12 protein-coding genes are annotated in these 10,559 nt (G+C 43.0%); 6 read left to right on the top strand and 6 right to left on the bottom strand.

What is annotated here, in order from left to right:
• Positions 1–180: 180 nt before the first annotated feature.
• Positions 181–405 (bottom strand): hypothetical protein, encoded by a 225-nt coding sequence (locus AS888_RS12580; protein WP_061142491.1) that lies wholly within the window; start codon positions 403–405, stop codon positions 181–183.
• A 66-nt stretch (positions 406–471) separates the two neighbouring features.
• On the opposite strand from AS888_RS12580, the gene fabL reads away from it, so the two are divergent.
• The 5 genes from fabL to AS888_RS12555 all read left to right on the top strand — a co-directional run bounded on the left by fabL (position 472) and on the right by AS888_RS12555 (position 4,696).
• Positions 472–1,221 carry an enoyl-[acyl-carrier-protein] reductase FabL gene (gene fabL, locus AS888_RS12575; protein ID WP_061142490.1) on the top strand — a complete coding sequence of 250 codons (750 nt, stop codon included), beginning with the start codon at positions 472–474 and terminating at the stop codon, positions 1,219–1,221.
• Between the two features lie 71 nt (positions 1,222–1,292).
• A complete protein-coding gene (locus AS888_RS12570; RefSeq protein ID WP_061142489.1) occupies positions 1,293–1,544 on the top strand; it encodes a gamma-type small acid-soluble spore protein in 252 nt (83 codons plus the stop codon).
• A gap of 169 nt (positions 1,545–1,713) precedes the next feature.
• Positions 1,714–1,968 (top strand): YgaB family protein, encoded by a 255-nt coding sequence (locus tag AS888_RS12565; protein WP_061142488.1) that lies wholly within the window; start codon positions 1,714–1,716, stop codon positions 1,966–1,968.
• Between the two features lie 234 nt (positions 1,969–2,202).
• Positions 2,203–2,733, top strand: coding sequence for a nucleoside tri-diphosphate phosphatase (gene ntdP / locus AS888_RS12560; RefSeq protein ID WP_061142487.1), 531 nt, complete (start codon positions 2,203–2,205; stop codon positions 2,731–2,733).
• 214 nt (positions 2,734–2,947) lie between these two features.
• Positions 2,948–4,696 (top strand): ABC transporter ATP-binding protein, encoded by a 1,749-nt coding sequence (locus AS888_RS12555; RefSeq protein ID WP_061142486.1) that lies wholly within the window; start codon positions 2,948–2,950, stop codon positions 4,694–4,696.
• A 237-nt stretch (positions 4,697–4,933) separates the two neighbouring features.
• Here the strand turns inward: AS888_RS12555 and AS888_RS12550 are convergent, their stop codons facing one another.
• The 5 genes from AS888_RS12550 to AS888_RS12530 all read right to left on the bottom strand — a co-directional run bounded on the left by AS888_RS12550 (position 4,934) and on the right by AS888_RS12530 (position 9,359).
• Positions 4,934–5,854: an EamA family transporter gene (locus AS888_RS12550; protein ID WP_061142485.1), complete on the bottom strand. Its 921-nt coding sequence runs from the start codon at positions 5,852–5,854 to the stop codon at positions 4,934–4,936.
• 289 nt (positions 5,855–6,143) lie between these two features.
• Positions 6,144–6,497: a hypothetical protein gene (locus AS888_RS12545; protein ID WP_061142484.1), complete on the bottom strand. Its 354-nt coding sequence runs from the start codon at positions 6,495–6,497 to the stop codon at positions 6,144–6,146.
• Between the two features lie 13 nt (positions 6,498–6,510).
• The gene (locus tag AS888_RS12540) at positions 6,511–7,041 is read right to left on the bottom strand and encodes an NAD(P)H-dependent oxidoreductase (RefSeq protein ID WP_061142483.1); all 531 of its coding nucleotides are present in this window, start codon (positions 7,039–7,041) and stop codon (positions 6,511–6,513) included.
• Positions 7,042–7,059: 18 nt separating this feature from the next.
• On the bottom strand, positions 7,060–8,667 hold the full coding sequence (locus tag AS888_RS12535; RefSeq protein ID WP_397251726.1) for a DHA2 family efflux MFS transporter permease subunit: 1,608 nt from the start codon (positions 8,665–8,667) through the stop codon (positions 7,060–7,062).
• A 53-nt stretch (positions 8,668–8,720) separates the two neighbouring features.
• Positions 8,721–9,359 carry a biotin/lipoyl-containing protein gene (locus AS888_RS12530; RefSeq protein WP_061142481.1) on the bottom strand — a complete coding sequence of 213 codons (639 nt, stop codon included), beginning with the start codon at positions 9,357–9,359 and terminating at the stop codon, positions 8,721–8,723.
• A 389-nt stretch (positions 9,360–9,748) separates the two neighbouring features.
• On the opposite strand from AS888_RS12530, the gene AS888_RS12525 reads away from it, so the two are divergent.
• Positions 9,749–10,162 (top strand): MarR family winged helix-turn-helix transcriptional regulator, encoded by a 414-nt coding sequence (locus tag AS888_RS12525; protein ID WP_155645476.1) that lies wholly within the window; start codon positions 9,749–9,751, stop codon positions 10,160–10,162.
• Positions 10,163–10,559: the final 397 nt, after the last annotated feature.

Below are 10,559 nucleotides of genomic sequence, written 5' to 3'. Positions count from 1 at the left end.
ACTTGGACATGGCAAGGTCCTAAAACGGCTTAACATAGCGGCTCGAAGAGCCCAAATCTCGTAACCTTTGGTCAAAATTTCAAAGGAATTTCAAAAGGGGATCGGAATTTTTTAATTCCGAACCCCTTTTGTCTACAAACTGAGAGGATATCGGCAAAGATATCCTCTTTTTTCTTTAAATCAATCGTAAACCGGTTTCGTTCCATGTGTATAATCGGCTTCCTGCCTGGTAAGGCCGCCCCTATTTTCAATTTCTTTGACGATTTCGCCATGGATGCTCTGTCCTTCTTGGTTTAAATAAGGTACCATTTGTTGTAGGGAGTGATGAAAATAGGCAAGCTCGCTATTTTCCCAATCCGATTTTTTCATCATCGACAACTCTGTCATATCACGTCCAACATACATAACAGTCACACTCCTATTAAAAAAGATTTTATAACTCGGTGTTTACTCAGAAGGGAAGAATAAAAAATGGAACAAAAAGTAGCGCTCGTTACGGGCAGCAGTAAAGGCTTAGGTAGAAGCACGGCAATAAAACTTGCAGAGGAAGGTTACGACCTCGTTATTAATTATGCCCGAAGCAAGTCGAAAGCATTAGAAGTGGCAGCTGAAATTGAAGCGTTGGGGCGGAAAGCTCTTGTCGTGAAGGCGAATGTAGGCGACGTCGCAAAGGTGAAAAGCATGTTCGAGGAAATCGAAGCGTATTATGGACGCTTGGATATCTTCATCAATAATGCGGCATCCGGAGTGCAGCGTCCCTTGATGGAGCTTGAAGAATCACATTGGAATTGGACGATGGATATCAACACGAAGGCACTCCTTTTCTGTGCCCAGGAAGCGGCGAAATTGATGGAAAGGAACGGAGGCGGGAAAATCGTCAGCATCAGTTCACTTGGCTCGATTCGCTACCTAAAAAATTATACGGCTGTGGGTGTTTCCAAAGCGGCGCTTGAAGCATTGACAAGATATTTAGCGGTCGAACTTGCGGCGAAGAACATTTGCGTCAATGCCGTTTCAGGCGGTGTAATCGATACGGATGCCCTGAAGTCCTTCCCGAACCGGGATGAAATGCTGGCCGAGGCTGCAGAACAGACCCCTGCAGGAAGGATGGTAGAGGTGGAGGATATGGTGAGCACGATCCTGTTTTTAATTTCCGATGGAGCGAGCATGATCCGTGGACAAACCGTCATCGTTGATGGAGGCATTTCTTTGCTCGTGTAAGAAAACTGGAAAAATTTAGCCGGATAACACACGGTCATGATGGTTATCTTATTATCGTGGAGGTGATATCAATGGCTAAAAACAAAACGCAATCAGGTACTGACATCCAACATGTAAAGAACAAAAACGGGCAAGCTCAACAAGGTCAAGGTCAATACGGTACTGAATTCGCTTCTGAAACAAACGTTCAAGAAGTGAAAAAACAAAACCAAGCTTCTCAACAAGGCCAAGGCCAATACGGCACTGAGTTTGCTTCTGAAACAAACGTTCAAGAAGTGAAAAAACAAAACGCAAAATCTCAAAGCAATAAAAGCCAAGGCTAATTGCTGTTACAACAATGAAAGGCATCCTTCTTTTGAAGGGTGCTTTTCTTTTTTGCTCCATTTGATTCGACAAATGTTTCTTTGTGTTTACATTTTATGTCAAAGGAGATGTCCGGTTTAAAATCGAATATACATACTATGGAAAAAAACAGATGAGGAAGGTGCATTCATGGAGGAATTTAACCGGCTTATAAATGACCAGTTGAAGACGATGGATAAGCTTTTACTTTTACAATCGGAAATCGAGACATGCCAAGATATAGAGAAGCAGCTCCTGGCCTTGCAAGAAGAAAGTGAAGCCATTACCATCCAGGAAGAGATTCAACTCAAGAAGCAGGAGTTGAAAAGTATTCATGATCGATTCGAGAGCCAAACGGAAGAAGTCATTCGTTATTTTCAGCAGCAACAGGCAGCTATACGATAAATCAGAGGCTAATTTCTAAGTGTTAATGGGTGGATGGTCAGATTTTTTTGACTTTTTTACACATTTCCACGGAGAGATTAGCCACTTTTGTTTTAAATTTACGAATAAATCGCTATAATAAAGGAATATAGGGTAAATGGAAAAAAGTATATATTTTTAAATACACACAACAACTTCAAACGGAATAGGGCACAGTACGATGAATGGGTGTCTATAGAAAGTAGGGAGAGATAAATGGGGATTGTTCCTGCCGAAGGAGGAAAAATCCAAATCCATAGCTATAAACATAATGGACATATCCATCGTATCTGGGAAGAAACAACCGTTTTAAAAGGGACCCAAAATCTGATGATAGCGGCGAATGACCGTACTATGGTGACGGAATCAGATGGTAGGACCTGGATTACACGTGAGCCGGCGATTTGCTATTTTCATTCAAAGTATTGGTTTAATGTTATCGGTATGTTGAGGGAGGACGGGGTTTATTATTATTGCAACATCAGTTCGCCGTTCACATACGATTCGGGAGCATTGAAATACATTGACTATGACCTGGACATTAAAGTATTCCCAGATATGACGTTTAATTTGCTGGATGAGGATGAATATGAAAGGCATCGGAAAGAAATGAATTACCCGGATGCCATCGATTCAATATTGAAACAGAACGTAGACTATTTAATTTATATGATACGCCAGCGAAAAGGACCATTCTCCGCAGAGTTCATTGATAGTTGGTATGAACGCTTCTTGACCTATCGATGATAGTAAAGGCCTGCTGCTTATTGAGCAGGCTTTTTCTGGTGTGTAGGGTCCGCTTCGCTGCAAGGCTATCTTTCATTTTCATCCATTTGGAAGACTTTGAATGAAATCGGTTTGATAGTTCAGCTTCGAAAAGGAAAATATAACAGAACATGACTGGTCTTTTTTAGCACGAGTGAGCCCTTGGCAAATCGACCGTAAGAAATGGAGGGATTCCGTGGAGAGCATCAAGAGATATTTGCATTTTGTCAAGCCATATAAATGGGAGATAATCGGGACGGTTTTAATCGGTCTGTTAAAATTCGCGATCCCGCTGCTGCTGCCACTGCTCAGTAAGTATATCGTGGATGACATCATCGGAAATGGTGACTTGTCGAAGGCCGTGAAATCAGAACGTCTTTTATGGGCCATGGGCATCATGTTGTTCATTTTCGTTGCGATAAGACCGCCAATCGAGTATTATCGGCAGTATTTCGCCCAATGGACAGGAACGAAAATACTATATGATATCCGAAATGATTTATTTACACATATACAGAAACTAAGCTTTAAATATTATTCGAACACAAGAGTGGGAGAGGTCATCTCGAGGATGATCACGGATGTGGAACAAACGAAGAACTTTGTCATCACGGGCTTGATGAACCTTTGGCTTGATATTGCCACGATCGTCATCGTGATAGCCATCATGTTCAAGATGGACGTGAAGTTAACGATTGTATCGATCATCATGCTTCCTTTCTATGCCTTCTCGATCAAGCATTTCTTTGGCAAGCTCAGAACCTATACAAGGGTCCGTTCCCAGGCATTAGCCGATGTACAGAGTCACCTTCATGAACGTGTTTCTGGGATGTCTGTCATCAAAAGCTTTGCGATTGAAGATCGCGAACAGGAATTATTTGCTCAGCAGAATAAGAATTTCCTGGATAAGGCCTTGAAGCATACGAGCTGGAATGCCAAATCCTTCGCTGTCGTCAATACGATTACGGATATTGCGCCGTTGCTCGTGATAGGATTTGCCGGATACCAGGTCATTCAAGATCAATTATCATTGGGGACGATGGTTGCGTTCGTCGGCTTCATAGACCGGCTCTACAATCCGCTCAGACGATTAGTCAATTCTTCGACGACCATGACCCAGACATTGGCTTCCATGGACAGGGTGTTTGAGTTCGTCGATGAGAAGTATGATATCGATGATGAGCCAGATGCGCAAGAGCTGAAGCATGTAGATGGCCATATTACATTCGATGATGTATCGTTTGCGTATGATGAGAGGGAGGCACCTGTGTTAAAACATATTAATTTGGATGTTTTGCCTGGAGAAACCATTGCACTGGTCGGCATGAGCGGCGGAGGGAAATCATCGATCGTCAGCTTGATTTCCCGCTTCTATGACGTGACGGAAGGAAGGGTGTTATTGGATGGAACCGATATCCGGAACTTTCAAGTGCGGAGCTTAAGAGATAAAATCGGCATGGTGCTGCAGGATAATATATTATTTAGTGAATCGGTTAAGGCCAATATTCTGATGGGCCGGCCCGATGCAAGTGATGAGGAAGTCATTGAAGCGGCTAAAGCGGCCAATGCTCACGACTTTATCATCGGCCTGAAAGAGGGATACGAAACGAAAGTAGGCGAGCGTGGCGTGAAATTATCCGGAGGGCAAAAGCAGCGGGTTGCCATCGCGAGAGTCTTTTTGAAAAACCCGCCTATCCTAGTATTGGACGAAGCAACATCAGCCTTGGACTTGGAAAGTGAACATTATATCCAGGAAGCGCTGGACATCCTCGCTAATAACCGGACAACCATCATCGTGGCTCACCGCTTATCAACCATCACCCATGCCGATCGAATCGTTCATATCGAAAATGGGGAAATTACCGAAATGGGCACACATGAAGAACTCATGAAAAAGCAGGGACATTATTTCAGCCTATTTCAAGTGCAACAACTGGGTTCCTAAAAGGGGATTAGGATTAAATGGGACACAGCCTGTAAACAAAAAGGTTTCGGAACCGCATTCCGAAACCTTTTTATTTTGCTTCAGTGTGTTCAAAAATTCGGGCTTTTCGGTCCATTATTAGTAATAACCTAAAAAACCGAAAGCAAGCTCAATCAATATCGAGCTTGCCTTCAGTATGAGATCATACCAGATTAGGAATGGTCTTTCTTATGTTGTAAAAAGCTTATCCAATTCCGGTCAAGGAATTCTATTTTCATGCAGCGCCTTTTTCCTGCCGGGAAGGAATTGTGGAAGATGCTTCATTCCTTCAGGGAGGGCGATACCGAAAATGATCAGGCACATCCCGAACCATTGCAGTGACGTAACATGCTCATTCAAGAAGATGACGGAAACGACCATCGCCGATGGCAATTCCGCAGCACAAAGAATCGTTCCAAGTCCGACCCCCACCTTCGGCAAACTTACAGCGAAGAAGAAGAACGGAACAAGCACACCTAATATGCCGAGTAATAGACCATAGTACCATAGATTCGTTTGGACAAGGTTCGTAACGAGTGTTACAGGATTGGTGGTGATTACAGCAGTCAGCATCGCTCCCGTTGCAATGAAAAACAACCGTTTCATCGAGGATTCCCCAACTGCGAATTTGGAGTTGCAAAACATATAAAGCGCAAAAAGCAATGCGGATAGCAGGCCGAATAATACACCTTTCAAACTCAGTGCTGAGAGCGGCTGTCCGAATATAGCTCCTGCAAATAAGGTGCCGATGAACAGAACGAAAATGGCAATGAGTTTATTTTTATCCGGACGTTTTTTATTTAGTAAGCTTTCAATGAGGACACCTATCCAAGTGAATTGAAAGAGAAAGACGACGGCAATCGAAGCGGGAAGCTCTGATACGGAAACGGCGTATGCCTTTCCGACGAAAGTGGACATCATGCCAGTAATCATCAGCAATCCGATACTTTTCCAAGGTACTTTATATTTGAATGAGAAAAGGAATAAAACGGAAATGATCAGCCAGCCTATGAGATATTGACTGCCGACCAGTTCACCGGAAGAATGGCCATCCTTGAAACCAAATTTCATCATGGTCGATAGTGTACCATATGAAATCGAACCGATTAACACCATTATGGAATACTTCAAAAGTTGCATGTTTTTCACCCCTATAAAAATAAAAATCGCCACCTGCCAAAAAGGCAAGTGACGAACGAAAAAAGGAAATCCTTTTAAAATTCCGTCTCTCAACAAAAGCTGAGTTTAAAGAAATGTTTGTGTTGCATGAACTAAGCTTAAGGTCTTTGTGAATAATTGTCAACCAGAAAAATAAGTAAAAGCTTCTCCCGTTCATGAGGTAAAAGGGGATATAAAAGGAGATCGCAATCGATATCTTCACCATTGAAAAAAACCCCTTAGGCAAATATGCCTGAGGGGTTTGCCGGTTTCAGTCGTCCTTCTGCTGGAAATTCTTCAACTTCCCCCGGTATTCCGAATCCTTCATCTTGCCAAGGTTCGGTTTCTTTTCTTCTTCTTCTGATGGTTCATCGTTTGGGGTTTGCTTATGTAGCTTGGAAAGCGCCAAACGATAATCCTGGTCTTTCATTTTTAATTCATCGTTGTCTGTAGGGAAGATGATTTCGGTATCAAGCTCATCATCCGAAGATAAACCCGATTTGGATGATGGAGCATCATCCTTGATAACCGGTTTCTCTTCAGGTGATAAAGCTTTGATATTGAAGGTGATCAAGCCCGTGATCGCTAAAATCGCAACGATGATGATAATTAGAATTAAGCCCATTGAATCAAGCCTCCTAGAGCTCGTTTGTGAATGAACGGGTGACTTGGGCTACCCGTTTTCCCAATGCTTGCCCAAGCTGCAAGTCGTTTTTGGAGATGTTATCGTCCACACCGGGCGGGCAGCTTATCCCGACACCATAGTAGGATCCATACAAGGCGTTTTCAGGAACGGTGCCGGGCAAGCCGACGATGATCATTCCTTGGTGAAGCATGGGGGTGATCAGATTGAGCATGGTTGCCTCTAGCCCTCCGTGTACGGTGGCTGTCGTACAGAATACAGCACCCACTTTATTGATGAGCGCCCCTTCTGCCCATAAATATCCAAGTTTATCAATCCATGCCTTCAAACTCGAACTGATTGTTCCGAAATGGCCCGGGCAGCCCCAAATGATGGCATCCATTTCCTGGAGCTTATAAACATCCGCCTCGTTTACATGGTCAATGAGAACCTCGGCACCAGGAACCGCAGCGGCTCCCTGGGCTATTGATTCGGCAAGCGCTTTTGTATGGTTGCCTTCACTGTCGTATACAACATAGATTTTCATTCTTATCCCCCCGTATGATTAAACCGATTTTTTCACTGGTGAAGGCAGTAAAGGTACATCCAATTTTTCTTCTTGAGCTTGTTGGATTACTACTTTATCCTTACGGACGTCACGTAAAAACAGTGAGAGTACGATCCCGACAACTGCGAAGCCCGTTGCCCAAAAGAATGCATCATTGATTCCCATTACATTTGCTTTTCCTTGAATTTGGGCGGAAATCAATGACATTGCTGTTTCCCGTGCCTGCTCACTCGTTTGATTCATCGTGCTCATGATGGATTGGACGATAGCCTGGAAATTCTGGACAAATCCGGGATCACTCGTACTCATATCCATTCCCAAGGAAGTTCCATGGAAAGTAGCGCGGTTTGTATAGATGGTTGTGACGAAGCTGGTACCGATTGCTCCGGTCACTTGTTTCAGCGTATTGCTCATCGCCGTTCCATGAGTATTCAAGTACTTCGGCAGCTGGTTCATCCCTGCTGTCATGATCGGCATCATCAGCATGGACATTCCAAGGGCACGGATGGCATAGATGATGACCAAAGTCGAATACGTCGTATCTGTAGTCAAATTAGCGAATTCGAAGGTCGTGACAGCAGTAATTCCTAACCCGATCAATGCTAATGGACGTGGACCGACTTTGTCGAATAGCGCTCCTGAAATGGGTGACATCACCATCATGACAAGGGCACCAGGCAACATCAACAGTCCGGATTGAACAGGTGTGAATCCTCTAAGCGTCTGTAAATAAATCGGCAATAAGAAAATGCCTGTAAACATGGCAACTGTAACGATGGCCGAAATGATATTCGATAATACGAACATGTCATATTTAAATACACGGAAGTCGAGCATTGGTGTATCCGATTTTAGCTGTTGCACCACAAATAGGGTCAGCAGGATGATCCCGATGATGATCGTTCCGAGAACGATCGAATCCGTCCAGCCTTTGGAACCTGCTTCACTGACACCGTATAAGAGGGAGGCGACACCTATCAAGGATAGCGAGGCTCCCAATAGGTCCAATTTGATCTTTTTGGGCTCCGCTACATTCCGCATACTTAATAAGGCAAGTATGATGATGATTATGCCTAATGGAACCATTGCGTAGAACATGACCCGCCAGCTATATTCCTGAATGACCCAACCGGATAAAGTCGGTCCGATGGCAGGAGCGAACATGATAGCCAAGCCGAAGATTCCCATCCCTTTTCCGCGCATTTCTGGAGGGAAGATAAAAAGAATGATCGTCATGACCAATGGCTGCAGGATTCCTCCGCCAGCAGCCTGAATCAGCCTGCCTGTGAGGATGATTGGGAAATTGGGTGCTATACCGCAAATGAGTGTTCCGATCGTGAATAGAAACATCGCGGCCAAGAACAGGATCCTCGTGCCAAATCGTTCTATCAGGAAAGCGGACAGTGGAATCAAGGCCCCATTTACCAGCATGAAACCAGTTGATAACCATTGTATCGTAGTCGCAGCTACATTAAATTCGGCCATCATCCTCGGCATGGCGACACTAAGCAGGGTTTGGTTCAAAATGACCATGAACAAACCCAGCATTAAGATAATTAACATCGGGGCGAACTGCTTCATGCCCTTGTTTTCGTTTATTGAGATTGTTTGAGAAGCCATTTAAGGGAAGCCTCCTTTCTGTATAACTGTGTAGCTCATTAATTGGTTGAAATTTTCACTTCTGCATTCATACCAGGCAGAACTTTATCGGATGGAGCTTTAATGGAAATTTTAACTGGTACTTTTTGCGTGACTTTCGTATAGTTTCCGCTGCTGTTTTGATTGCCCATCACGGAAAAGACGGAAGTTGTAGCATAACCGATTTGTTCCAAGGTACCTTCGAAGACGGTATCGGAATCTCCATCAATGATGATATCGACGCTGTCACCTTTTTCAATTTTTTTCAATTTATTCTCTTCGATATTAGCTGTGATGGACAAATCATTCATATCGATGGTTTGAGCCAATGTTTGACCCGCTTGAACTAGTTGATCATCATGTACCTGAGTTTTAACGACAGTACCTTGTGCTGCTGTTTTTACCGTTTCTTTTCCTGCTGCAGTGGCTACATTCGCCACTTTGTCATTTTTGCTGACACTGTCACCTTCTTCTAAATCCCAATCCGCTAGCTTACCGGCAGCAGGTGCAACGATCGTATACAAATCTCCTGAAACTTTCGCTTCATCCGTTTTTATGAAATTCGTGCTTTCATAATAGTAAAAAGCCCCACCGGCCACAACCGCTAATATAATAACCAAACCAATGACATTGACTAAAACTAAACGTCCTCTATTCACTTGTTTCGCCTCCAAAAATATAGATGATTGATACGTATAACTTATATTGCTTGACCTTCATTCATTCACATGACGTATTTATCTAATTCATGCCCCCTATATCACATGTTTATTATTAATTTTAATAAATATTAATTTTTATAAGTATTAACATTAATAAGTAAATAGTTTATCAGGTTAATAAATTTTTGTCATGTAATTTATTCCGAAAAAAAGTGGCAAATAAATACAAATTATTGGAAAAAAATTTAAATTTTTAAAGTTTTAAGGATATATGGGAAGGAAGGTTGACAATGTATTGGCGTTTAATTAAATTTAAGAGGTAGGATTGTCCTATATAAGGAGTGAGAAGTCTGGAATTTAAATGGGAAGTAACGAATAGTATAGAAATGCAGATTTTTCGGATCAGGAAGAAGCTTCGTGCCATCGTAGCGAAAAACCTTCAGCCTTATGGATTAACGTCGCCTCAGTTTTTCATATTACTGATATTAAAAAAAGAGGGATCGATTAAATCGACAGATTTGGCTGACTTTTTGACCGTAAAGCCAAGTGCGATCACTGTATTTGTAGACAAGCTGGTCGAAATGGATTATGTGAAGCGGCAGCCCTCTGAAAAGGACCGCAGGGTCATAAACCTTGAATTGAAAGAGGCGGGAATCGAGATTCTGGGAAAAGTCCTTGCGGAGCATAACCGTTCGATAGGGAAGAACTTCAATTCATTCACGGAAGAAGAACTGCAGGATCTTATGGTTAAATTGGAAACGATTGAAAAGGCGGCAGATCAAAACCTTTTGGATGATTGAAAGTACAGGCATCCTCAAAATAGAGACGAAAAAGACGGTTCCCCGAGAACCGTCTCAGACTGTAGACAAACTCGATGAAAATCGAGTTTGTCTATTTTTATGGCCTGTACAATTTAGACGTTGATTTCCACTCCAGGCACTCGCTTTCCGCGGGCGGTCGGGGAGCCTCCTCGGCTTTGCCTGCGGGGTCTCCCCCTAGACGCGCTTTTCCCGCAGGAGTCTCGAACACCCGCTCCAATCAACTTTGTCTTACCTTTTAGATAGAACACTTTTGACTGGAGTCATTTTTGTTTTAAAATTGAAGTATTAAAAAACTTGAGGTGATGAGGATGCTTTCTAAACATGATTCTATTCAGCGAGATCAACTTGAAATGATTACTTTAGATCAACTGGTGCG

Source organism: Peribacillus simplex, assembly GCF_001542915.1.
Taxonomy (GTDB): Bacteria; Bacillota; Bacilli; order Bacillales; family DSM-1321; genus Peribacillus; species Peribacillus simplex_B.
The sequence above is the reverse complement of the archived record's forward strand: the minus strand, read 5'-3'. Positions and strand labels throughout refer to the sequence as shown.